Origin of the sequence: Actinomadura opuntiae (genome assembly GCF_030283205.1) — a bacterium.
Lineage (GTDB): Bacteria > Actinomycetota > Actinomycetes > Streptosporangiales > Streptosporangiaceae > Spirillospora.
In genome coordinates this window covers 282948-306495 of the sequence record NZ_JASNWF010000013.1, presented here as the reverse complement: position 1 = coordinate 306495, position 23548 = coordinate 282948, and the positions used below count along the sequence as shown (strand labels likewise).

Here is a 23548-nt window from a genome sequence, read left to right as displayed (position 1 = left end):
CACTCTTATGTCGACAGACAGAACCCGCAGGGACGTCCTACGCAGGGAGAGCATGGTGCGGCGCTGGCATGGCCTCGACGAGGTTCCGGCCGACTGGGGCCGTTCGGTGGTCACCATCGGGGTGTTCGACGGCGTGCACCTCGGCCATCAGCGGATCGTCGGCGCCGCCGCCGAGGAGGCGCGCCGCCGCGGCCTGCGCTCGGTGACGATCACCTTCGACCCGCACCCCGACGAGGTGGTCCGCCCCGGCACCCACCCGCCGCTGCTGGCCACCACCCAGCGGCGCATCGAGCTGCTGGAGGGCCTCGGCACCGACGCGGTCGTGGTCGTGCCGTTCACGCTGGAGCTGTCGAAGACCCCGCCGGACGAGTTCGTCCAGCAGGTCCTGGTCGACCGGCTGCACGCGGCGCACGTCATCGTCGGCGAGGACTTCCGGTTCGGGCACCGGGCCAAGGGCGACGTCGCGCTGCTGAAGGAGCTCGGCGCCAAGTACGACTTCACCGCCGAGGGCATGCCGCTGGTCGCCAACGGCGACACGATCTCCTCCACCTACATCCGGGAGCGGCTGGAGGCCGGCGACGTCGAGGGCGCCGCGGCCTCGCTCGGCCGCCCGCACCGCGTCGAGGGCGTGGTCGTCCGCGGCCACCAGCGGGGCCGGGCGCTCGGCTTCCCCACCGCGAACCTGGAGACGCTGCCGCACACCGCGGTCCCCGCCGACGGGGTGTACGGGGGCTGGCTGGTCGCCGACACCGACCGCTACCCGGGATTCCGCTGGCCCGCCGCGATCTCCATCGGCACCAACCCGACGTTCGAGGGCGCGGGGGAGCGGACCGTCGAGGCCTACGCCCTGGACCGCGACGACCTCGACCTGTACGGCGAGCACATGGGCGTCGACTTCACCGCCCGCATCCGCGACACGCTGAAGTTCGACTCGGTCGACGCGCTGATCGAGGAGATGCGCCGCGACGTGGACCGGGCCCGCGAGATCACGTCCTGACCGGCCCGGCGCGGCTCCGCCGGACGCCCGCACACGTCGCGATCATGGCGGATTCCGCTGCGTGACCGGGCGGGTTTTCGACATGGTACGGTGAATAGTCGCCGGGATGGGCCCCGGCGCGGCTGGGCTGCACCCTCATGCGGCCCGCCACCTCTCCAACGCACCATGCGGACCCGTGCGCCCACCGGGCCCGGATCTGCGGGTGACGACCTCATCGAAGGAGCCACGTGTCGCTCGACACCGCCACGAAGAACCAGATCATCGCCGAGTACGCGACCACTGAGGGTGACACCGGATCCCCGGAGGTCCAGGTCGCGCTGCTGACGCGCCGCATCAACGATCTGACCGAGCACCTCAAGGAGCACAAGCACGACCACCACAGCCGCCGCGGCCTGCTGCTGCTGGTCGGCCGTCGTCGCCGGCTCCTGAAGTACCTGAGCAACAAGGACATCAACCGCTACCGGCAGCTGATCGAGCGACTCGGTCTGCGCCGCTAGCCGGTGAGGGAGCGGCCCGCCGGGCCGCTCCCTCTCTTTGTAGGACCTGTAGGACCCGTAGGACCCGGGCGGGGCAGCGACGTCCCGTCCGGGGGTAGAACCGAAGAGAAGAGCCTCGCGGACACCGCTGGTGCGGGCCGGTCCTCGGTAGTGGCTTCCGGATCCGTCCCGCCGCATCGGCGGGCCTGACGATCCGGGTGCTTCGATCGAAGACCGGCAGCGTGACAAGCCACGGGAAACGGCCGCGAGGTCCGACGAAGGAACCCTGAGGAGGTTTCCCGTGACAGAAGCCGTGCGCATCGACGGAGCGCAGAGCACCGAGGCCGTGATCGACAACGGCACGTTCGGCACCCGCACCATCCGGTTCGAGACGGGCCGGCTGGCCCGCCAGGCGGCCGGCTCCGCCGTCGCCTACCTCGACGACGAGACGATGGTGCTGTCGGCGACCACCGCGTCCAAGAAGCCCAAGGAGAACCTGGACTTCTTCCCGCTGACCGTGGACGTCGAGGAGCGGATGTACGCGGCCGGGCGCATCCCCGGCTCGTTCTTCCGCCGCGAGGGCCGCCCGTCCGAGGACGCGATCCTGACCTGCCGGCTGATCGACCGGCCGCTGCGGCCCTCGTTCACCAAGGGGCTGCGCAACGAGATCCAGGTCGTCGAGACGATCATGGCGCTGCACCCCGACCACCTGTACGACGTCGTGGCGATCAACGCCGCCTCGATGTCCACCCAGCTGGCCGGGCTGCCGTTCTCCGGCCCGATCGGCGGCGTCCGCGTCGCGCTGATCGAGGGCCAGTGGGTCGGCTTCCCGACCCACCCCGAGCTCGAGCGCGCCACCTTCGACATGGTCGTGGCCGGCCGGGTGCTGGCCGACGGCGACGTCGCGATCATGATGGTGGAGGCGGAGTCCACCCGCGACACCCTCAAGCTCGTCGCCGACGGCGCCGCCGCGCCGACCGAGGAGACCGTCGCGCAGGGCCTGGAGGCGGCCAAGCCGTTCATCAAGGCGCTGTGCCAGGCGCAGAGCGACCTCGCCGCCGTCGCCGCGAAGGACACCCGCGAGTACCCGATCTTCCTGGACTACCAGGACGACGTGCTCGCCGCCGTCACCGACGCCGTCAGCGAGGACCTGGCGCAGGCGCTGACGATCGCCGGCAAGCAGGAGCGCGAGGCCCGGCTCGACGAGATCAAGGCCGCCGCCGCGGAGAAGCTCGCCGAGCAGTTCGAGGGCCGCGAGAAGGAGATCTCCGCCGCCTACCGCGCCGTCACCAAGAAGCTGGTCCGCGAGCGGGTCATCCGCGACGGGCTGCGCATCGACGGCCGCGGCCTGAAGGACATCCGCCAGCTCACCGCCGAGGCCCACGTGCTCCCGCGGGTGCACGGCTCGGCGCTGTTCGAGCGCGGCGAGACGCAGATCCTCGGCGTGACGACGCTGAACATGCTCCGCATGGAGCAGATGATCGACACGCTGAACCCCGAGCGCACCAAGCGCTACATGCACAACTACAACTTCCCGCCGTACTCCACCGGCGAGACCGGCCGGGTGGGCTCGCCCAAGCGCCGCGAGATCGGGCACGGCGCGCTCGCCGAGCGCGCGCTGATCCCGGTGCTGCCGTCCCGCGAGGAGTTCCCGTACGCGATCCGGCAGGTGTCGGAGGCGCTCGGGTCCAACGGCTCCACCTCGATGGGCTCGGTCTGCGCGTCCACCATGTCGCTGCTGGACGCGGGCGTCCCGCTCAAGCAGATGGTGGCGGGCATCGCGATGGGCCTGATCAACGAGGGCGACGAGTACGTCACCCTCACCGACATCCTCGGCGCCGAGGACGCGTTCGGCGACATGGACTTCAAGGTCGCCGGCACCCGCGACCTGATCACCGCGCTGCAGCTGGACACCAAGCTCGACGGCATCCCCGCCTCGGTGCTCGGCGCCGCGCTGAAGCAGGCCAAGGGCGCCCGGCTGGCGATCCTGGACGTGATGCAGGAGGCCATCGAGGCGCCCGCCGAGATGAGCCCGAACGCGCCGCGGATCATTACGATCAAGGTCCCGGTCGACAAGATCGGCGAGGTCATCGGCCCCAAGGGCAAGATGATCAACTCGATCCAGGACGACACCGGCGCCGACATCACGATCGAGGACGACGGCACCATCTACGTCGGCGCCACCGACGGCCCGTCCGCCGAGGCCGCGCGGACCGCGATCAACGCGATCGCGAACCCGCACATGCCGGAGGTCGGCGAGCGGTTCCTCGGCACCGTCGTCAAGACCACCACGTTCGGCGCGTTCGTGTCGCTGCTGCCCGGCAAGGACGGCCTGCTGCACGTCTCGCAGATCCGCAAGCTGCACGGCGGCGCCCGGATCGAGAACGTCGAGGACGTGATGGGCGTCGGCGAGAAGATCCAGGTCGAGGTCACCGAGATCGACCAGCGCGGCAAGCTGTCGCTGGTCCCGGTCGAGGTGATCGACCGCGAGTCCGCCGAGAAGGCCGAGCAGGGCGACGAGCCCGCCGCCGCCGAGGCCGACGGCGACGACACGGGCGGGGGCCGGGAGCGCCGCGAGGACGGCGACCGCCGCGCCCCGCGCCGCCGCCGCACCCGCCGCGGCGACGACTCCGGCCAGCGCAACTCCTGACCGAGCACGCGATGACCGACCGGCCTGCCCGTCCCGGGCAGGCCGGTCGGCCGCTTTCCGCCCCGACCCCGGACCACCACCGAATGCGAGCGACACCGTGACCCTGCCGGCGCGGGCGCAGGAGCCCGGCACCACCACCACGATCCACACCGACGGCGCCGGCGCGGTCCGCCGCACCGTGCTGCCCGGCGGGCTGCGGGTGATCACCGAGTCGACGCCGGCGGTGCGGTCCGCCGCGTTCGGCGTCTGGTCGGCCGTCGGCTCCCGCGACGAGGCGCCCGCCGACGCGGGCGCCAGCCACTACCTCGAGCACGTGCTGTTCAAGGGCACGAAGCGGCGGTCGGCGCTGGAGCTCTCCGCCGCGATCGACGCGGTCGGCGGCGACCTCAACGCCTTCACCGCCAAGGAGTACACCTGCTACTACGCGCGGGTGCTGGACTCCGACCTCCCGCTCGCCGTGGACGTCGTCTCCGACATGGTCGCGGACTCGGTGAACCGCCCCGAGGACGTCGAGGCCGAGCGCGGCGTGATCCTCGAAGAGATCCACATGCGCGACGACGACCCCGGCGACCTCATCCACGACGAGTTCGCCACCGCGCTGTACGGCGACACCCCGCTCGGCCGCCCCATCCTCGGCACCGAGGACTCGATCAACGCGCTGTCGCGGGACCGCATCCACGGCTACTACCGGGAGCACTACACCCCGTCCAACCTCGTGGTGTCCGTCGCGGGCAACATCGACCACGACGAGGTCGTCCGGCTGGTGTCGGACGCGTTCGCCGAGCACCTCACCGGCGACGCCACGCCCGCGCCGCCCCGCGTCGGCGGCCCCGCCGCACCCGTCGACCCGCGCACCGTCATCATCGACAAGGACACCGAGCAGGCCCACATCGTGCTCGGCGTCCCCGGCGTGTGCCGCACCGACGACCGCCGCTTCGCCCTCGGCGTGCTGAACGCCGCGCTCGGCGGCGGCATGTCGTCCCGCCTCTTCCAGGAGATCCGCGAGAAGCGCGGCCTGGCCTACTCGGTGTACAGCTATACCGCCCAGTACGCCGACTCCGGCATCTTCGGCGTCTACGCCGGCTGCCAGCCCGGCAAGGTCGAGGAGGTCCTGTCCATCTGCCGGGACGAGGTCGGACGCGCCGCCGAGCAGAGCCTGACCGCCGAGGAGCTGGACCGCGGCAAGGGCCAGCTGCGCGGCGCCATGGTCCTCAACCTGGAGGACACCGGCTCCCGGATGAGCCGCATCGGCAAGAGCGAACTCGTCTACGAGTCGCTGCTGCCGGTCGACGAGGTCCTCGCGCGCATCGAGGCCGTCACCCTCGACGACGTCCGCGCCGTCGCCCACGAGCTCCTCACCGCCCCCCAGGCCCTGACGGTGATCGGCCCGGTGGGGGATAGGTTCTGACCCGGGGGGCTGTGTTTCCCAGGGGGGCGACCCCCTGGAACCCCCGTCGCGGTTGTGAGGCCATTTCACCGCTCCGCTGGCGCTCCGCGGCGAAACAGCCTCACAACCGTCGGGCGGGCCCGCTCCGCTCGCTGCGCTCGCTCCGCGTGCCCGCCCGTGAGGGGCTGGGGTCCGGTCTTGCGTCCGGGTGTTCAGCCGGCGATTCGGTCGGGGGTCTCGGGGTATCGGCGCTGGGTGAAGATCCTTATTCGGGTGTTGATCTCGGCGGTCGCGCTGTGGGTGGCGTCCGCCGTGGTGGACGGCATCGACGTGCGCGGTGGGAGCACCGGCGAGAAGGTGCTGACGCTGCTCGTCGTCGCGATCATCTTCGGCATCATCAACGCGGTGCTCAAGCCGGTCATCAAGGTGCTCGGCTGCGTGTTCTACATCGTCACCCTGGGACTGATCGCCCTGGTGGTGAACGCGGGGCTGCTCATGCTGACCAGCTGGGTGGCCGGGAAGCTGGACGTGCCGTTCCATGTGGAGTGGTTCTGGCCCGCGTTCTGGGGCGCGATCATCATCGGCGTGGTGAGCTGGCTGCTCAACCTGTTCGTCGCGGACGACGACCGGGACTGACGCGCGGGAGGCGGGGCGGGGGCCGGTAGGCTCGACGCACGCTTCATCGGGAGGAACACGTGATCAAGGTTGGGGTGCTGGGCTCGCGCGGCCGGATGGGGGCCGAGGTGTGCCGGGCCGTGGAGGGCGCCGACGACATGGAGCTCGTCGCCGCCGTCGACCAGGACGACGAGCGGGAGCCGCTGACCGCCGCCGAGGTGGTCGTCGACTTCACCCGCCCGGCCGTCGTCATGGACAACCTCGAGTGGTGCGTCGACCACGGCCTGCACGCCGTCGTCGGGACCACCGGCTTCGACCCCTCCCGGCTCGACACGGTCCGGTCGTGGCTGACCGGCAAGGGGCCCAACGTCCTGATCGCTCCGAACTTCGGCATCGGCGCGGTGCTGATGATGCACTTCGCGCAGAAGGCCGCGCCGTTCTTCGAGTCCGTCGAGATCGTCGAGCTGCACCACCCCAACAAGGTCGACGCCCCGTCCGGCACCGCCTACCGGACCGCCGAGCTGGTCGCCGCAGCGCGCGCGGAGGCCGGGGTCGCCCCGTCGCCGGACGCCACGACGGACGAGGTCGACGGCGCGCGGGGCGCGGACGTGGACGGCGTCCACGTGCACGCCGTCCGGCTGTCGGGCGCCGTCGCGCACCAGGAGGTCGTGCTGGGCGGCCACGGCGAGCTGTTCACCATCCGGCACGACTCGATGAACCGCGAGTCGTTCATGCCGGGCGTCCTGCTGGCCGTGCGGAAGGTCGTCGACAGCCCCGACCGGCTCACCGTGGGCATCGAGTCGCTGCTCGGCCTGTGATGGACTTCGCCGCCGAGCCCTGGGACTACCTCGCCGCGTCCGAGGCGATCGACATCGAGCACCCGCTCGTCCAGCAGATCGCCTCGGACCTGCGCACCGGCGACGACATCGCCTACGCCCGCGCCGCGTTCGACCATGTCCGCGACCAGGTGACCCACTCGATGGACGCCGGCGACGACCGCGTCACCTGGCGCGCGTCCGACGTCCTCGAACAGCGGACCGGCCTGTGCTACGCCAAGTCCAACGCCTATGCGGCGTTGCTGCGGGCCGGGGGCATCCAGGCGGGGCTGTGCTACCAGCTGGTGGACGGGTTCGTGCACGGCCTCGCCGCCGCGCTGGTGGACGACCGCTGGGTGCTGCTCGACCCGCGCGGCAACAACGACGAGGTCCACGTGGAGTTCTCCGCCTCGGAGGACCGCCTCGCCTACCCGTCCGTGCCGGTCCTGCCGACGGTGCACGCGACGCCGCATCCGGCCGTCCTGAAGGCTCTCAAGTCGATGTCGACGCTCACCGTCGAGGCGCTCCCCACCACGCTCTAGCGGACGCGGGTGAGGCGGACGAAGGGCAGTTCGCGGCCCACGCGGCGGTAGTCGTCCTTGGTGCCGTCGACGATGAAGCCCATGTAGCGGAGAAGCCTCGCGGTGGCCCGGGGATGGCGCGGCGCGTAGCGGATCATCAGCTCCCCGCCCTCGTCGGCGTCCAGCGGACGCGCCGTCACGGCGAACCGGTTCCGCCCCACCTGGACGGTCGCCCGCGGCGTCTTCCTCAGGTTGCGGTACCAGTCGGCCCGGGGACCGAAGCCGGAGCACACCACGTAGTCGTCCCCGGAGTGCTCGACGACCTCCACGACCACCCGCCTGGGCTCGCCTGACGCGCGGCCCACGTGTTCGAGGAGCAGGAATCGGTCGCCGAACAGCGGTCCCAGGCCCATCCGGTAAAGGTGGACGGGCAGCCGGAACAGGGTCCGGCGCAGCCCCGACGGCGGCTCGGGCCGCTTGGGGATCTCCATGACGCTCCCTCCCCGGGCCGTCCTACCCACGACAGGCTGGGGAAGTCCCCTGCCCCGGAGTGACGGGGTTGTCGCGTGGGAGAGCGGAGGCTTAGCGTTCGTCGGATGGACGACTCGATCGCGCGCGACATGTGGATGGTCCTGGAGCCGCTGCACGCGGTGACGTACTTCTCGCCCGAGTGCCTGGAGGCGAACAAGGGCGTCGGGCTGAAGGGCTTCTGGATGGGCTACTTCGGCAGCCGCGGCGCCCCTCTCGGCGCGGTGCCGGCGGGCGTGGTCGAGGCGACGTTCTTCGGGTTCCATCCGTCCCGGGTGCGGCGGGCCGTCCCGGACGCCTGGCGCTTCGCCTCACCGGAGAGCATCCTGGCGGCGCGGGGCACGGCGGCGGCACGGGCGCTCCGCAGGATCGTGCCGGGGATCGACGCCGTGGCCGCCGAGGCCGCGCCGATGCTGCACCGCGCGGTCGAGGCGGCGGACGCGGCGGGCCGTCCGCTGTTCGCCGCCAACCGCGACCTGAACATGCCGAACGACCCGGTCGAGGCGCTGTGGCAGGCGGCGACGGCGCTGCGGGAGCACCGCGGCGACGGGCATGTGGCCGTCCTGACGAGCGAGGGGCTCGACGGCCTGACCTCGAACGTCCTCGCCGCCGCCGTCGGCGCGGTCACCTCGGACCAGATGCTGCGGAGCCGGGGCTGGACGCAGGAGCAGTGGGACGAGGCGTCCGCGGCCCTCGCCGCCCGCGGGCTCGTCGATGGCGGTACCGCGACCGACGCGGGGCGCTCGCTCAAGTCCCGGATCGAGGGACGCACCGACGCGCTCGCCGCGCCGCCCTACCGTGTCCTGGACGACCCGAAGGCCCTGTACGAGCGCCTCGTCCCCGCTGCGAGGGCCGTGGCCGACGCGGGTGAGATGCCCTTCCCCAACCCCATCGGCCTCCCGCGCGTCGGCTAGGAGCGCTGCCAGGGCTCCCACTCGTCGGTGGAGATCTCCAGCCCGAACGGGTCGGGCAGCTTGATCGGCTCGCCGAACTCCCAGCTCACCGACTCGCGGTACTCGCCGGACGCGGTGTCGGGCGAGCTGAACAGGGTCGTCAGGGCCTTGCCGGGCTCGCGATCGACCAGCAGGTAGTACGGGATGCCGACCCGTGCGTACCCGTTCCACTTGGTCGGCTTGGCGCGGCGGAGGCCGGGCAGGCGGTCGTGGGCCGCGGTGCTGGGCGAGGTGACCTCGAGGACCAGCGCGAGATGCGGGGGGACGACCTTCGTGAGCTGCGCCGCCGCGGCCTGCCGGTCGTCCTCCTTGCTGAGGACGCAGAGGTCGGGGATGTATCCGTCGTGGATGTCGCTGAGGTTCAGGTCCTGGGTCTGGACGCATCGCCAGGGGAAGGCCGGATCCGTCAGCTTGGCCGCGAGGAAGCCCTCGCTCACGCTGCGGACGATGACGTTGTGGCCGTAATCGGGCCCTGGTGACACGACGATCTCCCCACCGATGATTTCGACTCGGGTGCCGTCGTGGGGGAGATCGAGCAGGTCGACGAGTTCGTCCCGCATCCAGAGGTTGTAGGGGGTGTCGGGGAACTCGCGATGGTGGTGAACAGTGGCGAGTGTGCTCACTTTGGGTGATTCCTCCATCACGCTCGGCTCCCGTCACTGTAGAGGACCGTGTGTAGCCAGCGTACCTACTTTCCGTGATCCTGGCCGGTATCCGGCGGTCAGCCGCGGGAGGGGGTCTTGGAGAGGTCCACGTCGGTGATGCTGCGGGTGATGCCGGCGGCGGAGTAGGCGGCCTCCTCGTCGAGGGTCTCGGCCTCCAGCAGCGCGGCGGCGAGCGAGTCCAGCTGGTCGCGGTGCGCGCGCAGCGTCTCCAGGGCCTCGGCGTAGCACTCGTCGACGATCCGGCGGGCCTCCAGGTCGACGGCGTCCAGGGTGCCCTGGGCGGCGTACTGGCCCATCGGCTCCATGCCGTCGGACGGCAGGATCGACAGCGGGCCGACCTTCGGGGACATGCCCCAGCGGCCCACCATCCCGCGGGCGATCTTGGTGACCTGCTCCAGGTCGCTCTCCGAGCCGGTGGTGATCACGCCGAAGACCAGCTCCTCGGCGGCCATCCCGCCGAGCGCGCCGATGATGCGGCCGCGCAGGTAGCGCTCGTCGTAGGCGTACCGGTCGCTGTCGGGCGTGGACACGGTGACGCCGAGCGCGCGGCCGTGCGGCACGATCGTGATCTTGCGGACGGGGTCGGCGCCGGGCTGCAGCATGCCGAGCAGGCCGTGCCCGGACTCGTGGTAGGACGTGCGGCGCCGCTCCTCGTACGGCATGACCAGCGCGCGGCGGGTGCCGAGCTGCACCTTCTCCAGCGCGGTCTGGAAGTCGTCCATGTCGACCGCGCCCTTCTCGCGCTTGACGGCGAGGAGGGCGGCCTCGTTCACCAGGTTGGCCAGCTCGGCGCCGGTCATGCCGGGGGTCATCCTGGCGATCGAGGTGATGTCGGCGTCGCCGGCGAGCGGGACCTCGCGGGTGTGCACCCGCAGGATCGCGACGCGGCCGTCCAGGTCGGGCGGCGAGACGGCGACCTGCCGGTCGAACCGGCCGGGGCGCATCAGCGCCGGGTCGAGGATGTCGGGGCGGTTCGTGGCGGCGATGACGACCACGCCCTCGGAACCGGAGAAGCCGTCCATCTCGGTGAGGATCTGGTTCAGCGTCTGCTCGCGCTCGTCGTGGCCGCCGAGGCTGGCGCCGCTGCCGCGGGTCCGGCCGATGGTGTCGATCTCGTCGATGAAGATGATGGACGGGGCGGTCTTGCGGGCCTCGGTGAACAGCTCGCGGACGCGGGCGGCGCCGACGCCGACGACCATCTCGATGAACTCCGACGCGGCGGCGGAGTAGAACGGCACGTCGGCCTCGCCGGCGACGGCGCGGGCCAGCAGCGTCTTGCCGGTGCCGGGCGCGCCGGTGAGCAGCACGCCGCGCGGCACGCGGGCGCCCATCTGGCGGTACCTGCCCGGGTCCTTCAGGAAGCCGACGATCTCGCTGAGCTCCGCCTCGACCTCGTCGATCCCCGCGACGTCGGCGAACGTGGCGCGCTTGTCGTCCGGCGCGACGGGCTTGGGGGAGCGGCCGAAGCCGCCCATGATGCCGCCGCCTCCGCCGCCGGTCATCCGGCGCTGCAGCCAGACCATGACGCCAATCCACAGGCCGACGAACAGCAGGGTCGGCAGGAGCGACAGCGCGAGGTTGGCGAGCAGGCCGCGGTCCTCGTTGACGGGCTTGGCCTCGACCTCGACGCCCTTGTTCACCATCTCGGTGTAGATCTTGTCGTCGGCGAACGCGGGGCGCAGCGTCTCGAACGCGGTGTAGGTCTTCTTCGGGTCCTTCTGCCCGGGGACCTGCTGAGCGCTCTTCAGCTTGCCCTGGATCTGGTAGCCCTTGGTGTAGACGTCCTTCACGTTCCCGGCCTGCACCTGCTGGGTGAAGGCGGTGTAGGGGACGCTCACCTTCTCCTGCTGGCCGGTGTAGTGCATCGAGACGTAGCTCAGCCCGAACACCACGAGCAGCAGCAGCCAGAACATGGAGGTGTTGCGGCGGGGACGCCAGCCGCCGAAGCCGCCGCCGGCCTTCTTCGGCCGCTCGGGCACGCCCTCGGCGCGCCAGGGACGCTCGGGGTCGTTGCGCGGCGGCACCGACTCGCGCCGGTCGCGCTCCGCGGAACCTGAACGCTGCGCCGCCGCCTCGCTCGGCTGCGGCGCGGGTCGCTTGGACGGCACGTCTGGCATCTCCCGGTAATCTCGCCCGCGGGTGGCACGGGCGATCGACTTCGGCGGGGTCCCGCGGTTCGGGGCTCCGGGGAGGTAAACGGGATTCCGCTACGAGACGTTCCCGTGCCGTATCAGCGGTGGGCGAACGCACACCGGCATGTGGCGCGGGTCACTGCGGGGCGACCGGGGTGGCGAACCCGTACTTGTTGAAAAGCCGCTGCGCCTCTGGTGTGACCAGCCACGACACGAACTCGTCCGCGTCCTCCTCGTGGGGGCCGTCCTTCACCGCCGCCGCGGAATAGGTCACCGTGACGTTCTCGTTCGCCGGGATGGGCACGCTGGTGACCGCGATACCGGCGGACCGCAGGTCGGTGATGTAGACGACGCCCGCGTCGGCGTCGCCGGTGCGGATCTGGTCCAGGACGGCCCGGGAGCTGATCTCCTCGGCGCTCGTCCGGACGCTCACCCCCGCCTTGGCGAACGCCTGGCGGGTGTAGCGGCCGATCGGCACGGACGCCGCGCCGGCCACCACGCGCAGCCCCCGCCGCTCCAGGTCGGCGAGCCCGCGGACGCGGCCGGGGTTGCCCGGCCCGACGGCGATCGTGAGCCCGGTGCGGGCGATGGCCCGGCGATGGCCGTCCAGGTACCGGTCCGCCTGGTTCAGGCTGACGGTGTCCGCGGTCGCCAGCACGTCTCCCGGGTCGTGCTCGGCGAGCCGTTCGGCCATCTCCGCCGAGCCGCCGAACTCCGGCCTCAGCCGGACGCCCGGATGCGACTGCCGGTAGGCCGCGCCCATCTCGCCGAACACCTCGGTGAGCGACGAGGACGCCAGCACCGTCAGCGTCACCGGCCCGGACGACCCGCCGCACCCGCACAGCAGCCCGGCCGCGGCCAGCGGGACCAGCAGGACGGACGCGCGGGCACGCCCGACGGCACGAACACGGCACGCTCGGGGGGAGTCGGGCATATCGCATCATCCTAGGGACGGCCCCCGTCGACTCCCGGCATTCGGCCGCCAGCGTGTCGGTGCCCGGCGCTACTGTTCCCCCAACTGGAGATCACCTTCCCGGAGGCAACGGACGATGTCCCTCGACCTGATGGAACTGCTGCCCGGCGACTGGCGGGAGCGGCTCGACCCGCTGCTCGACCCGCTCGCCACCGCCGCGCTGGGCGCCTTCGTGGCGGGGGAGTACGGCGCGCAGACCGTCTACCCGCCGCGCGAGGACCTGTTCAACGCCTTCCGGCACTGCCCGTTCGACGCCGCGCGCGTGCTGATCCTCGGTCAGGACCCCTACCACGGGCCGGGCCAGGCGCACGGGCTGAGCTTCAGCGTCCGCGACGGCGTGCGGCTCCCCCCGTCGCTGCGCAACATCTACAAGGAGCTCGCCGCCGACCTCGAGGTGCCGCCCGCCCCGTCCGGTGACCTCACGCGGTGGGCCGACCAGGGCGTCCTGCTGCTGAACGCGGTGCTGACGGTCCGCGCCGGGGAGGCCGGATCGCACGCCGGCCAGGGCTGGGAGGACTTCACCGACGCCGCGATCCGCGCGCTGAACGACAAGACCGACCGCGTCGTGTTCGTGCTGTGGGGCGCCTACGCGCGCAAGAAGGCGCGGCTCATCACCGGCCCGCAGCACACCGTGATCGAGTCGGCGCACCCGAGCCCGCTCAGCGCGAAGAAGTTCTTCGGCACGCGGCCGTTCAGCGCCGTGAACAAGGCGCTGGTCGACGCGGGCCAGCCGGAGATCGACTGGAGCCTCGCCTGATCGGCACGGCTTGAACGCCCCCCGGCCTCCTATGCGGGAGGCCGGGCACCGGCGCGCGGTCTACAGGGCCAGGCCGATGGCGAGGAGCACGCCATAGGCGATCTGGAGGCGTCCGGTCTCGCCCAGCACCGGGATCAGGGCGGGGCCGGACGCGCCGCCCAGCACCTTCTGCGTCGGCGGGATCGACAGCGGAGCCGCGAGCAGCGCGATCAGCACCCACGGGTGCGGCGCGGCCAGCGCCAGCACGAACATGAACGGCAGGGCGGCGCACGCGGCGTACAGGATCCGGGTGCGGCGGTCGCCGAGCAGCACCGCGAGGGTCCGCTTGCCGGACTCGCGGTCGGTGGGGATGTCGCGCAGGTTGTTGGCGACCAGCAGCGCGCAGGCCAGCAGGCCGACCGGCACCGCCGCCGCCCACCCCTCCCACGGCAGCTCCTCGGCCTGCACGTACACCGTCCCGACGACGGCGACGAGGCCGAAGAACACGAACACCGACACCTCGCCGAGCGCCCGGTAGCCGTAGGGGGTCTTGCCGCCGGTGTAGAACCAGGCGGCGAGGATCGCGACCGCGCCGACCAGCAGCAGCCACCAGGTGGTGACCGCGGCGAGCACCAGCCCGGCCACGGCGGCGGCGAGGAAGCAGCCGAGCGCGGCGGCGAGGACCTGCTTGGGCGGCGCGACCTTCGAGCCGACGAGGCGCAGCGGCCCGACCCGGTCCTCGTCGGTGCCGCGGATGCCGTCGCTGTAGTCGTTGGAGTAGTTCACCCCGATCTGCAGGACGAGCGCGACGAACGCGGCGAGCAGCGCGCGCCACCAGACGGCGTGGTCCGCGCCGATCGCGACGCCGGTGCCGACGACGACGGGAACGAGGGACGCGGGCAGGGTGCGGGGCCGGGATCCGGCGACCCATTGGTTCAGCGTGGCCACGGTTACCGTTCGTTCTCGAGGGACGACAGGGATTCAGGGGGTGTCAGCCGCCCTGGCGGTCCGATTCTTCCCGATGTCGATCAGTGCTCGGGCGCAGCCGCAGCGAGAGCGCCAGCCCCGCCGCCAGGATCGCGGCGGTCGCGAGCGCGGCGTGCCTGGTCGCGACGGCGAGGCTCGCGTCGGCGGCGTGCGCCTCGACGGCCTTCTCCGGATCGTCGTGCAGGTCGCGCCCGTAGGTGCCGGCGCTGTCGCGCAGGTGCCGGGTGACGGACGCCTGCTGCTCGGAGGAGAGGGACGTGCCCGCGAGCCGGTCGCTCATCGCGTGCCCGAGGCCGGTGGCGAAGACCGTCCCGATGAGGGCGATGCCGAGGGCCGCGCCGACCTGCCGGGCCGTGGACTGGGTGCCGGACGCCTGCCCGGCCTGCGCGGGCGGCACGTCCGCGAGCGAGACGTTCGTCAGCTGCGCCGACGTCAGGCCGAGGCCGAGGCCGTACAGCAGCATCCACGGCGCGAGCCCGAATCCGCCGGTGGTCGCCGACACCGTGACGCCGAGCGCGAGGACGGCGGCGACCTCCATCACCATGCCGATCTGGACGACCCGGTGCGCGCCGCGCCTGTTGGCGAGCTTGCCCGCGTACCCGCCGGTGAGGAACGCCCCGATGGCCAGCGGCAGGATCGCGACGCTGATCTGCAGCGGGTTCGTGCCGTGCACGCCGAGCAGGAACAGCGGCAGGATGAACAGCAGCCCCAGTTCGCCCACATTGATCAGGGACGAGGCGAGGTTGCCGTGCCGGAAGTTCGGGATCCGGAACAGCGCGAGGTCCAGCATCACCGGACGGCCCGCCGCGGCCCGCGACCGCTCGACCACCACCAGCGCCGCGATCAGCACGATCCCGAGCGCGATCACGACCGGGACGGGCGACAGCGCGGTGCCCGGCCAGTCGAACCCGCCGATCGAGAAGCGGCGGGTGGCCGTCCACCAGCCGTAGGTCTGGCCCTCGATGAGCCCGCACACCAGGGCGCCGAGCCCGAGCGCGGACAGCGCCGCGCCCGGCCAGTCGATCTCCCGCAGCGCGCCCCGCGAAGCCGAGCCGGGCGCCCGGGTCTCCGGCATCAGCCGGAACGCGCCCGCGATGAGCGCCGCGCCGAGCGGCAGGTTGATCCCGAACGCCCAGCGCCAGCCGCCGCCGGTGGCGACGGCGCCGCCGAGCAGCGGGCCGAGCGCCGCCATCCCGCTGATCATCGAGCCCCAGACACCGAACGCGATGGCGCGTTCCCGGCCGGTGAACACCGCGTTCACCGTGGACAGCGTCGCCGGCAGGATCATGGACGCGCCGACGCCCTGCGCGGCCCGCGCCGCGACCAGCGCGCCCTCGCCGCCCGCCAGCGCCGCGGCGACGCTCGCCAGCGCGAACACCGCCACCCCGAGCACGAACATCCGGCGCCGGCCGAACAGGTCGCCGGCCCGGCCGAACGGGATCAGCAGCGCCGCGAACACCAGCGAGTACACCGAGGTGATCCACTCCGCGCCGGCGGTCGTCAGGTCCAGGTTGGACACGACCCGCGGCAGCAGCACGCCGACGATGGTGGCGTCCACCACGACCAGCGAGACGCCCAGGCTGATGACGACCATGCCGAGCCAGCGGCGGTGGTCGGCCATCGGGGGCGTCGCCGGGGCATGCGGCGGCGTCAGAGAGGTGGACTCGGGCACGGCCTCAACGATATGGCCGGGGCGCGGATGCCCCTCACCGGCCCCTGCGCTACGGCGAGCCTCCAGGCCCGGTCTCAGTGCGCGCCGATGGTCTCAGTGCGCGCTGATGTCGGTGTGCAGCCGGATCTGCCGGACGGGCTCGCCCATGTCGAGCGTGCGGGCCGTTCCGTCGGGCGCCCAGCCCGCCCCGCCGAGGAACGCGCGGGTGACCTCGTCCTTCTCGAACGCCCAGCTGACCAGGGTGGTGAAGCCGTCCTCGCGGAGCAGGTCGACGGTGGCGGCGAGCAGCCGGCTGCCGTGGCCGGCGCGCGCGTGCAGCGGGTCGACCAGCAGCGTGATCAGCTCGGCGGCGGCCGCGGGGTCGAGATCGGCGTCCTCGGCCGGGGCGTGCGCCGCGAACCCCACGACCAGGTCGGACGCGACCGCGACGAGCAGCCGGTGCCGCGGGCTCGGCGGGTGCGCCGCCGCGTCCGCCCAGCGCTCCCGCCACGCCTCCAGCGCGTCGGGGCCGGTCACCCGGTCCAGGACGGCGGCCGGCAGCAGGTCGCGGTAGCCGTGCCGCCAGGCGCGCACCTGGATGTCGGCGACGGCGGCCGCGTCGGCGCGCCGCGCTTCGCGCACCCCCGCGTCGGGCCCGCTGGCGGTCATGGGCGCCCCCTCCTGAACGATCATCGGACAGTCTAGGGCCCGGGGCCGCCTCAGGCGCGGTTGCGGGCCCGGTAGGCGCGGGTCTTGGTGCGGTTGCCGCAGGTGCGCATCGAGCACCAGGACCGCGACCGGTTCTTGGAGGTGTCGAGGAACGCCCAGCGGCAGGTGCCCTCCTGGCAGACCTTGAGGCGCGGCCAGGTCCCGGCGGCGGCGGCGTCCGTGATCGCGGCGGCGATGCGGGCGAGGCCGGCGGCGGCGGTCGCGGGCGGGTCGAGCGGGACGAGCGCGGGCCGCGTCCCGGTGAGCTCGACCCGCAGGGGCAGCGCGGACAGCGCGTCGTCGAGGTCGGCGGGGAGGTCGGGCTCCTGCGGGCCGTGGTGGGCGGCCATGGCCTCGCGCAGGCCCTCGCGCAGGGTGATCGCGGTGGCCAGGTCGGCGGCGTGGGCGGGGGTGCCGTCCGGGACGAGCCCGCGCCCGGACAGCCATCCGGCGAGCGCGGCGGGCGACGCGAGGCCCTCGGTGCCGGAGTCGATGTCGAGCGTGTTGACGAAGTCCTGCAGCAGCACCGACGGGTCGTCGCCGGGGCGCTCGCCGGATCGCGCGTCGGCCATCGGTCCCTCCCGCCCTTCGCCGAGCAGCCTACCAACCGTCAACACCAGTGAACGGCTTTGACCGGTTGCAGAATTCCGACACCACCGTTACCGTTTGAGTGGTGTCAACGAAGGGAGGCGCGATGAACGCGCTGCCGTATCTCGCCGGTCTCGCGACCCGGCACGCCTGGGCCGAGCGGGAGTACGCACGGCTGCACGCCGAGATCGTCGAGGCGCGGCTCGCCGCCCGCGCCCAGGCCGGGGAGCGCGCCGCCCGCCGGCGTGCCCGGCTGCGCTCGGCGCTTCCGGTCCGCCGCCCCGAACCCGTCCACTGCCGGCGCGCCGCCGCGCGCCCGGTCCGCATCAGCGGCTCCCTGGGAGGAACCCGATGACCGGCCCGAAGATCGGGAACATCGTGATCGACTGCGCCGACCTGGAGGCGATGGCCGCGTTCTGGGGCGGCCTGCTCGGCGCGAAGACCACGGCGGCCGACGACGGATGGCTCGACCTCGAGCCGCTGGGGGAGGGCGGGCCGATCCTGTCCTTCCAGCGCGTCCCCGAACGCAAGAAGGTCAAGAACCGGCTGCACTTCGACCTGGACGTCCCGGACATCCACGCGGCCGGCGAGCGCGCCGCGAGCCTCGGCGCGACCCCGGCCGGCGAGCCGATGGGGAACCCCGAGGCGCCGTTCCGGGTCTGGCGCGACCCCGAGGGCAACGAGTTCTGCTTCTGCACGGCGCGCTGAGCGCCCGGGCCGCGCGGACGCCGGCGCGGCGCGTCAGCGCAGGACGGTCGCGAGCCGGCGGACGCCCTCGGCCAACTCCGCCTCCGACGACGCGCTGCCGTAGCTCAGCCGCAGGTGGGGCCCCGGAGCCTCGGCGGGGAAGAACGGCCGCCCGGCGCTGACCAGCACGCCGGCGCGCAGGGCGGCCTCGGCGACCGCGACGTCGTCCACGCCGTCCGGCAGCCGGACCCACAGGTTGAGACCGCCCGCGGGGCGGTTGGTCCGCAGCTGCGGCAGGTGGCGGGCGAGCGCGGTGCGCAACGCGTCGCGGCGCACGGGCAGCGCCGTCCGGATCGCGCGCAGGTGCCGCGGCCAGCCGGGCGAGGAGACGAGCTCCAGCAGCGTCTCCTGCAGCGGCCGGGCCGGGAAGAACTCCTCGACGAGCTGCGTCGCGCGGATCCGCTCGGCGACCGGCCCGCGCGCGATCACCGCGGCGATCCGCAGGCTCGGCGCGGTGGCCTTGGTGAGCGAGGCGATGTGCACGACGCGGCCGTCGGTGTCCTGCGCGATCAGCGGCGGCGGTGGCGGATCGATGGCGAGGTGCCGCGCGAAGTCGTCCTCGACGACGAAGGCGCCGGCCGCCCGCGCCACCGCGAGCACCCGCTCGCGCCGCTCGGCGCTCAGCACGGCCCCGGTCGGGTTGTGGAAGGCGGGCTGGCAGTAGAACGCCCGCGCGCCGCTCATGGCGAACGCCTCGGCGAGCAGGTCGGGCCGGACGCCATCGGCGTCCATCGGGACCGGCACCGGTTGCAGCCCGCTCGCCCGCGCGACCGCCAGAACCCCGAGATAGGTCGGCGACTCGACCAGGACGGGCGCGCCGGGCGGGAGCAGTGCCCGCAGCACCGTCGTGAGCGACTGCTGCCCGCCGTTGGTGATGGTCACGTCGTCGGGGGACACGCCCCCGCCGACCGTGCGGGCGAACCAGGCGCGCAGCTCCGGCGCCCCGCCGAGCCGGGGCATGTCCCAGGCGCTCGGGCGCCGCGCGGCCCGCGCCGCGGCGTTCGCCAGGGCGCGGACCGGCTGCAGACTCGGGTGCAGGTAGCCGCCGCTGAGCGCGACGGTGCCGTCCGGCGGCGGGGTGAGCAGCCAGGACACGCCGGCCGCGTCCACCGAGCGGCCGGCCAGCGTCACCGCCTGCCAGCCGAAGTCGGCGGGCTCGGACGCGGCGGACGGCCGGCGGGCGGCGAACGCGCCCGCGCCCGGACGCGTCACGACCAGCCCCTCGGCGGCCAGCAGCCCGATGGCGCGCGACACCGTGACCGGGCTGACGCGGTGCCGCTCGACCAGCGTCCGGCTCGACGGCAGCCGCTCGCCCGGGCCCAGCCGGCCGACCTCGGCGCGCAGCGCGTCGGCCAGCGCCGCCACACTGCTATCGTTCTTCATGAGGAGCAAAGATAGCGCTACTGTCAGCAGGCCGGTAGCGGGCGGGGTCCTCGGGGCCGGCATCGGGCTCGCCGCGCTGGGCGTGCTGATCTACTCGTTCACCCTTCCCGCCACGGAGTACGGGCTCGAAGGCCTCGACCCCTACCTGATCGGCGTCGGCCGGTCGGCCGCCGCGAGCGTCCTCGCCGGGATCGCACTGCTATCGGTCCGGGCCCGCCGGCCGCGCGGGCGGCAGTGGGCCGCGCTGGCCGTCGCGGCCGCCGGGGTGATCTTCGGCTTCCCGGTGCTGTCCACGCTCGCGCTCGACCGGGGCGCCTCGTCCTCGCACTCGGCGGTCGTGGTCGGGCTGCTGCCGGCGGCGACCGCCGTCCTCGGCGTGCTGCGCGCGGGCGAGCGCCCGTCGCGCGCGTTCTGGCTCGCCGGCGCCGCCGGGGCCGCCTGCGTGACCGGGTTCGCGCTGGTCCGCGGCGCCGGCCGGTTCAGCGTCGCCGACCTGCTGCTGTTCGCGGCGCTGCTGTCCGCCGCCGCGGGCTACGCCGAGGGCGGCCGGCTCGCCCGCGACATGCCCGGCTGGCGGGTGATCTCCTGGGCGCTCGTGCTGGCCGCGCCGATCACCGTCCCGGTGACCGGGTGGCTGCTCGCGACGACCCGCCCGCACTGGACGGGCCACACCGTGCTCGGCTTCGGGTACGTGACGGTCTTCTCCGCCTACCTCGGCTTCTTCGCCTGGTACGAGGGCCTGGCGCGGGCCGGGATCGCCCGGGCGAGCCAGGTCCAGCTCGCCCAGCCGGTGCTGACGCTCCTCTGGTCGTGGCTCATGCTCGGCGAATCGGTCGACGCGGTGACGATGCTGGCCGCCGCGGGCGTCCTTGTCTGCGTGGCCCTGACCCAGCGGACGCGGATCCGCCGCGCCCCCGCAGCCGTCCCGCTGGCGCCCGAGCCGACCGCGGTCGCGACCGGGCCGCGCAGGACCGCGACCGAGATGCGCACAATGGACGGTAGGGCGTCACGAAACGGTGACCAGCGAGGAGCCTTCCATGGCCGACAAGCCGATCGTCCCTGAGGGCGGGTTCTGGCCCGCCCCCGAGATCCCGCAGCCGAACATCTACCCGATGGAGTGGCGGGTCGAGACCGACAAGCTCGCCGCCATCTACGAGAAGTCCAAGCGGACGGTGTGGAACCCCGCCGACCTGCCCTGGGACGAGCTGCGCCCGGAGGCGTTCGCGCCGGAGCAGCGGCTCGGGATCATGTACTGGTTCGCGGTGCTGGCCAACTTCGACGCCTCCGGCCCGGCGGTGTTCGCCCGCGCCACCATCCACGCGTTCGAGCAGCACGAGGAGGACCCGGTCCGCAAGTGCTTCTTCTCGATCACCCGCGACGAGATGAACCACGAGGAGTGCTGCCAGCGGGCGATCGCGCGGACGTGGCCGGGCGGCCCGCTCGACTGGACCCCCGGAACGGACCTGGAGAAGGCCGCCCACAACAACATCGGCTGGCTCTACCACAACGGCGGCCGCTACTGGCAGGGCTACAACAGCGCCGTCCGCAAGTACTCGCTCGCGGTGCTGTTCACCAGCTTCATGATGGGGGAGATGGCCGCCTCCACATTGTTCCGGGGCATGGCGTCCGGGACCCGCCATCCGCTGTTCGGTGAGATGTTCAAGCGGATCGGCCGGGACGAGTCGCGGCACCTGCAGATCTGCATGACGATCCTGGAGAACGAGTGGCCCGGCCTCACCGAGGACGTCAAAGGCCAGATCACCAGGCAGCTGCGGGCCGGGTTCGTGTTCCTGTCGATGATCCTCTGGGAGCCGCCGGACGGCTTCTGGGACCTGCCGCCCTACTTCCTGGCCAACCACCGCGTCCTGATGGACCACGCCCGAGACGCGGGGCTCGGCGTCCTGTCGTTCGAGGAGCAGGCGGAGAACTGGCGCGTCGCGATCGCCCGCGTCCGCGCGATCGTGGAGCGCTGGGGCATCGAGTTCCCGGCCATCCCGGAGCTGGACATCTCCGGCGTCGACGTCACCGGCATCGAGGCCGCGGACATCATCCCGGTCTTCTGACCCTTCGTCGAGCCCTTCGTCGAGTTGCGGCGAGTCGTGGTTATGGACCGATCCATAACCACGACTCGCCGCAACTCGACGGCTCAGTCCCTGACGATCTGGGCCAGCAGGGTGACGACGCCCACGCCGACGCCGATGGGGACCGCGGCCCGCGGGGCCATCGCGGTCAGGGCGGCCGCGCCGACCGCGACGATCATGATCAGGAGCGCCCGGGTGCTGATCAGGGGTTTCGGTTCGGCCTGGTTCGGTCGGGTTCGCATGTCGGTTTCGACCTCCATCCCGGTACTTCGGAACAGGATCGGGGCGGCCCCCCAACGGGACCCAGGTCGAACCGGTGTTCGAATCGAAGGTTCCGGCACCGCTGAACCGCCTCGTCACCACAGGGTTCCCCCGGCGCGGGCGCGCGCCGCGCCCGCCACGCGGACGCGGCGCAATCGTGGTCGAGTCATGGAGGTGCCGTGCCCTCGGCCATGCCGGGCGCCGACCCTTCGGGGTCATGGCGCGCCCGATGTGCCGGACTTATACGGGATCATTGCTGGATGGCGGGGACGGGGTGGTCCGGCGGTATCCGGGGCCGGGCGTTGCGGTGGGCGGGCTGGACGGCGGCGTACGTGCTCGGCCTGGTCGCGATCGCCTTCGGCGGGGCGTGGGTCTGGTGGCAGCCGGAGCCGAAGGCGCGCGGCACCGAGGTGAACGCGCTGTGGGCGCGGCACCAGTGGGTGGGGGAGCCGCACACCGACGGCGAGTACCGGGCCCTCGGGGCGCTCCTCAAGCAGAACCGCATCACCGACGTGTTCTTCCATACCGGACCGTTCGAGTCGGACGGGACGGTGCCGCCGTCCAAGTACCGGTACGCGCGGCGGCTCATCGAGGCCGTCCGCACATACGCGCCCGGCGTGCACGTCCAGGCGTACCTCGGCCAGATACGCGTGGTCGAAGGGAAGGGCGTCATCGACCTGGACGACGCGGCGGTCCGGGAACGGGTGCTGAAGACGGACGCGGCCCTGCTCGACGTCGGCTTCGACGGCATCCACTACGACTTCGAGCCGATCTATCCCGACGACCGGGCGTTCCTGGCGCTGCTGGACGGGACCCGCGAACTGACCCGCTCGCGGGGGCGCCTACTGTCGGTCGCGCTGGAGCAGCCGACGCTCGTCGACGCGGCGCAGCCCGTCTACAAGGCGCTGCTGCCGCGCACCGGGTTCCTGCACTATCCCCCGCGCCCGACCGACGCCTTCCTGCGGCGGGTCGCCCGCCGGGTCGACCAGGTGGCGATCATGACCTATGACGTGTCGCTGCCGACGCGGTCGCTCGCCGGCCGGCACTTCGCCCGGCACACCCGGCACACCCTCGAACTGATCGGCGATCAGGTGACGGTTTTCGTCGGCGTCCCCACTTACCGCCCCGCCATGGACTGGGCTGAGAATCTCACTGTCGCCTTGCGTGGTGTAAGGCGCGGAATCGACGAGCTGAAACGGCCACCGAAGCGCCCCTACGGCGTCGGCGTGTACGCGGACTGGACCACCGAACCGTCCGAATGGGCGCGTTATCGCGCGACATGGCTGCCTTCCGCGACAGAAAAAGTTGGCCGCTGAGAAACCCGGCCGACTACGTACTGATTTATGCGTATTCGCAGGTAGAAAGGGGGCGTATAGCGCCGCACCGGCGGGGGTAGGGACGGGTGCGGAGACCGGGTGGTACCGGCGGAGGCGAGGGAAGTGGGGACGAGGCCGATGCGCGATCAGCGGACCGCATGGCACGACGCCGACCGGCTCAGCGAGCTGACGGCCGAGTTCATCGGCTGGCGGATCGGACGGGGCGGGTCCGGGTACTGGTGGGCCGTCCGGGGCAATGATCTCGTGCGCACGCCGGACGTCGAGGAACTGCGCGGTCGGCTGCGCGAACTGACCGGAGGGTCACGTTATCCAACCGAGTCCGGGAAGTGGCCGGACTGACCCCGTAACGAGGCATTT

At 72.7% G+C, this 23548-nt stretch carries 25 protein-coding genes; 15 read left to right on the top strand and 10 right to left on the bottom strand.

Features of this window, described 5'->3' with window-relative positions:
* The first annotated feature begins 55 nt into the window (after nucleotides 1-55).
* From QP089_RS28220 to QP089_RS28190, 7 genes are all read left to right on the top strand, one after another.
* Entirely contained in the window at nucleotides 56-997 is a 942-nt protein-coding gene (locus QP089_RS28220; RefSeq protein ID WP_285915460.1) for a bifunctional riboflavin kinase/FAD synthetase, read from the top strand.
* Between the two features lie 227 nt (nucleotides 998-1224).
* On the top strand, nucleotides 1225-1494 hold the full coding sequence (gene rpsO / locus QP089_RS28215) for a 30S ribosomal protein S15 (protein WP_021599383.1): 270 nt from the start codon (nucleotides 1225-1227) through the stop codon (nucleotides 1492-1494).
* Between the two features lie 298 nt (nucleotides 1495-1792).
* On the top strand, nucleotides 1793-4123 hold the full coding sequence (locus tag QP089_RS28210) for a polyribonucleotide nucleotidyltransferase (RefSeq protein ID WP_285915458.1): 2331 nt from the start codon (nucleotides 1793-1795) through the stop codon (nucleotides 4121-4123).
* A 97-nt stretch (nucleotides 4124-4220) separates the two neighbouring features.
* Nucleotides 4221-5531 carry a M16 family metallopeptidase gene (locus QP089_RS28205; protein ID WP_285915421.1) on the top strand — a complete coding sequence of 437 codons (1311 nt, stop codon included), beginning with the start codon at nucleotides 4221-4223 and terminating at the stop codon, nucleotides 5529-5531.
* 252 nt (nucleotides 5532-5783) lie between these two features.
* Nucleotides 5784-6146, top strand: a complete 363-nt coding sequence (locus tag QP089_RS28200) for a phage holin family protein (protein ID WP_446474091.1) — start codon at nucleotides 5784-5786, stop codon at nucleotides 6144-6146.
* 59 nt (nucleotides 6147-6205) lie between these two features.
* Entirely contained in the window at nucleotides 6206-6943 is a 738-nt protein-coding gene (dapB, locus tag QP089_RS28195) for a 4-hydroxy-tetrahydrodipicolinate reductase (protein ID WP_285915418.1), read from the top strand.
* Nucleotides 6943-7482 (top strand): transglutaminase-like domain-containing protein, encoded by a 540-nt coding sequence (locus tag QP089_RS28190; RefSeq protein WP_285915456.1) that lies wholly within the window; start codon nucleotides 6943-6945, stop codon nucleotides 7480-7482. The genes dapB and QP089_RS28190 overlap by 1 nt, the downstream gene beginning before the upstream one ends.
* Here the strand turns inward: QP089_RS28190 and QP089_RS28185 are convergent.
* Nucleotides 7479-7952, bottom strand: coding sequence for a nitroreductase family deazaflavin-dependent oxidoreductase (locus tag QP089_RS28185; RefSeq protein ID WP_285915417.1), 474 nt, complete (start codon nucleotides 7950-7952; stop codon nucleotides 7479-7481). The two genes, QP089_RS28190 and QP089_RS28185, sit on opposite strands and share 4 nt — an antisense overlap.
* A gap of 105 nt (nucleotides 7953-8057) precedes the next feature.
* Here QP089_RS28185 and QP089_RS28180 point away from each other — a divergent pair, with 105 nt between their 5' ends.
* Nucleotides 8058-8903 (top strand): SCO6745 family protein, encoded by an 846-nt coding sequence (locus tag QP089_RS28180; protein WP_285915415.1) that lies wholly within the window; start codon nucleotides 8058-8060, stop codon nucleotides 8901-8903.
* Here the strand turns inward: QP089_RS28180 and QP089_RS28175 are convergent.
* The 3 genes from QP089_RS28175 to modA all read right to left on the bottom strand — a co-directional run bounded on the left by QP089_RS28175 (nucleotide 8900) and on the right by modA (nucleotide 12673).
* Nucleotides 8900-9565: a Uma2 family endonuclease gene (locus QP089_RS28175; RefSeq protein ID WP_285915413.1), complete on the bottom strand. Its 666-nt coding sequence runs from the start codon at nucleotides 9563-9565 to the stop codon at nucleotides 8900-8902. The two genes, QP089_RS28180 and QP089_RS28175, sit on opposite strands and share 4 nt — an antisense overlap.
* 98 nt (nucleotides 9566-9663) lie before the next feature.
* On the bottom strand, nucleotides 9664-11715 hold the full coding sequence (gene ftsH / locus QP089_RS28170) for an ATP-dependent zinc metalloprotease FtsH (RefSeq protein ID WP_285915411.1): 2052 nt from the start codon (nucleotides 11713-11715) through the stop codon (nucleotides 9664-9666).
* Nucleotides 11716-11875: 160 nt separating this feature from the next.
* A complete protein-coding gene (gene modA, locus QP089_RS28165) occupies nucleotides 11876-12673 on the bottom strand; it encodes a molybdate ABC transporter substrate-binding protein (RefSeq protein ID WP_285915410.1) in 798 nt (265 codons plus the stop codon).
* 115 nt (nucleotides 12674-12788) lie between these two features.
* On the opposite strand from modA, the gene QP089_RS28160 reads away from it, so the two are divergent.
* Nucleotides 12789-13469, top strand: a complete 681-nt coding sequence (locus QP089_RS28160) for a uracil-DNA glycosylase (RefSeq protein WP_285915409.1) — start codon at nucleotides 12789-12791, stop codon at nucleotides 13467-13469.
* A 60-nt stretch (nucleotides 13470-13529) separates the two neighbouring features.
* Here QP089_RS28160 and QP089_RS28155 read toward each other — a convergent pair whose 3' ends face one another.
* The 4 genes from QP089_RS28155 to QP089_RS28140 form a co-directional block, all read right to left on the bottom strand.
* Nucleotides 13530-14396 (bottom strand): 1,4-dihydroxy-2-naphthoate polyprenyltransferase, encoded by an 867-nt coding sequence (locus QP089_RS28155; protein ID WP_285915408.1) that lies wholly within the window; start codon nucleotides 14394-14396, stop codon nucleotides 13530-13532.
* A 43-nt stretch (nucleotides 14397-14439) separates the two neighbouring features.
* The gene (locus QP089_RS28150; protein WP_285915406.1) at nucleotides 14440-16107 is read right to left on the bottom strand and encodes an MFS transporter; all 1668 of its coding nucleotides are present in this window, start codon (nucleotides 16105-16107) and stop codon (nucleotides 14440-14442) included.
* A 93-nt stretch (nucleotides 16108-16200) separates the two neighbouring features.
* Nucleotides 16201-16755 (bottom strand): GNAT family N-acetyltransferase, encoded by a 555-nt coding sequence (locus QP089_RS28145; RefSeq protein ID WP_285915404.1) that lies wholly within the window; start codon nucleotides 16753-16755, stop codon nucleotides 16201-16203.
* 50 nt (nucleotides 16756-16805) lie between these two features.
* A complete protein-coding gene (locus QP089_RS28140) occupies nucleotides 16806-17366 on the bottom strand; it encodes a CGNR zinc finger domain-containing protein (protein WP_285915403.1) in 561 nt (186 codons plus the stop codon).
* Nucleotides 17367-17467: 101 nt separating this feature from the next.
* Between QP089_RS28140 and QP089_RS28135 the strand changes: the two genes are divergently transcribed.
* Together QP089_RS28135 and QP089_RS28130 are read left to right on the top strand one after the other, a co-directional pair.
* Nucleotides 17468-17737: a hypothetical protein gene (locus QP089_RS28135; RefSeq protein WP_285915401.1), complete on the top strand. Its 270-nt coding sequence runs from the start codon at nucleotides 17468-17470 to the stop codon at nucleotides 17735-17737.
* The gene (locus QP089_RS28130; RefSeq protein ID WP_285915399.1) at nucleotides 17734-18090 is read left to right on the top strand and encodes a VOC family protein; all 357 of its coding nucleotides are present in this window, start codon (nucleotides 17734-17736) and stop codon (nucleotides 18088-18090) included. The genes QP089_RS28135 and QP089_RS28130 overlap by 4 nt, the downstream gene beginning before the upstream one ends.
* A gap of 33 nt (nucleotides 18091-18123) precedes the next feature.
* Here QP089_RS28130 and QP089_RS28125 read toward each other — a convergent pair whose 3' ends face one another.
* Nucleotides 18124-19512 carry an aminotransferase-like domain-containing protein gene (locus tag QP089_RS28125; RefSeq protein WP_285915397.1) on the bottom strand — a complete coding sequence of 463 codons (1389 nt, stop codon included), beginning with the start codon at nucleotides 19510-19512 and terminating at the stop codon, nucleotides 18124-18126.
* On the opposite strand from QP089_RS28125, the gene QP089_RS28120 reads away from it, so the two are divergent.
* The gene (locus QP089_RS28120; protein WP_285915395.1) at nucleotides 19511-20575 is read left to right on the top strand and encodes a DMT family transporter; all 1065 of its coding nucleotides are present in this window, start codon (nucleotides 19511-19513) and stop codon (nucleotides 20573-20575) included. The genes QP089_RS28125 and QP089_RS28120 overlap by 2 nt on opposite strands.
* The gene (locus tag QP089_RS28115; protein ID WP_285915394.1) at nucleotides 20550-21575 is read left to right on the top strand and encodes a hypothetical protein; all 1026 of its coding nucleotides are present in this window, start codon (nucleotides 20550-20552) and stop codon (nucleotides 21573-21575) included. Before QP089_RS28120 ends, QP089_RS28115 begins: the two co-directional genes overlap by 26 nt.
* 83 nt (nucleotides 21576-21658) lie before the next feature.
* Here the strand turns inward: QP089_RS28115 and QP089_RS28110 are convergent, their stop codons facing one another.
* A complete protein-coding gene (locus tag QP089_RS28110; protein ID WP_285915393.1) occupies nucleotides 21659-21835 on the bottom strand; it encodes a hypothetical protein in 177 nt (58 codons plus the stop codon).
* Nucleotides 21836-22114: 279 nt separating this feature from the next.
* On the opposite strand from QP089_RS28110, the gene QP089_RS28105 reads away from it, so the two are divergent.
* On the top strand, nucleotides 22115-23170 hold the full coding sequence (locus QP089_RS28105; protein WP_285915392.1) for a glycoside hydrolase family 18 protein: 1056 nt from the start codon (nucleotides 22115-22117) through the stop codon (nucleotides 23168-23170).
* A 138-nt stretch (nucleotides 23171-23308) separates the two neighbouring features.
* A complete protein-coding gene (locus tag QP089_RS28100; protein WP_285915391.1) occupies nucleotides 23309-23530 on the top strand; it encodes a hypothetical protein in 222 nt (73 codons plus the stop codon).
* Nucleotides 23531-23548 lie beyond the last annotated feature (18 nt).